The organism is Mycobacterium sp. E3251 (assembly GCF_001666835.1).
Classification (GTDB): Bacteria; Actinomycetota; Actinomycetes; order Mycobacteriales; family Mycobacteriaceae; genus Mycobacterium.
In genome coordinates, this window is the sequence record NZ_LZJF01000093.1 from 1 (window position 1) to 710 (window position 710).

General features: G+C 67.7%; 2 protein-coding genes. Both read right to left on the minus strand.

The window, feature by feature from the left end:
- Nucleotides 1–283: biotin/lipoyl-containing protein (locus A5697_RS12455; RefSeq protein WP_304442480.1), on the minus strand; the 283-nt coding region annotated here is incomplete at its 3' end.
- A partial coding sequence (locus A5697_RS12460) for a transketolase C-terminal domain-containing protein (protein WP_304442481.1) occupies nt 280–710 on the minus strand: 431 nt, incomplete at its 5' end. The genes A5697_RS12460 and A5697_RS12455, both read right to left, overlap by 4 nt.

Sequence of the window (710 nt, forward strand, 5' to 3'; positions counted from 1 at the left end):
CCGCCTCCGGCGACGGACGTGGCGTGGGTGGCCTCTCCGCCTGCTCACCGGGTGCCGTCAGCGTGGCCAATGTCGTTCCCACCTGGACGGTTTCACCGATGGGCACGACGAGCTCGCTGACGATGCCCTCCTGCCAGCATTCGACCTCGACGGCGGCCTTGGTGGTCTCGACGATCGCGACGACCTGGCCGCGGGTCACCTTGTCCCCGGGCTTGACCAGCCACTCGTTCAGGGTGCCTTCATCCATGTCGGAGCCGAGCGAGGGCATCTTGAACTCGATCACGACGGGTCCCCGAACAGGCTCTGCACGGCGGCGACGATCTTGGGGGTCTGGGGGAGGGCGGCCTCTTCCATGTGCTTGGCGTAGGGCATGGGAACTTCGGCGCTGCACACCCGGCCCACCGGGGCATCGAGGTCGTAGAAGGCGCCCTCCATCACGCGCGCGATCACTTCCGCGGCCAGGCTGCCGGTGCGCCACGCCTCGTCGACCACCACCGCCCGATGCGTCTTGCGGACGGATTCGAGGATGGTGTCGTCGTCTAGTGGGCGCAGGACGCGCAGATCGATTACTTCGCAGTCGATTCCGGACAGCGAAAGCTCATTGGCGGCGTCGAGCGTCTTCGGCAGGCTGCCCCCGTAGGTGATCAGGGTGACGTCGTTGCCGCTGCGGCGGACCGCCGCCCGCGAGATGTCCGTCGGAGAGAGGACGT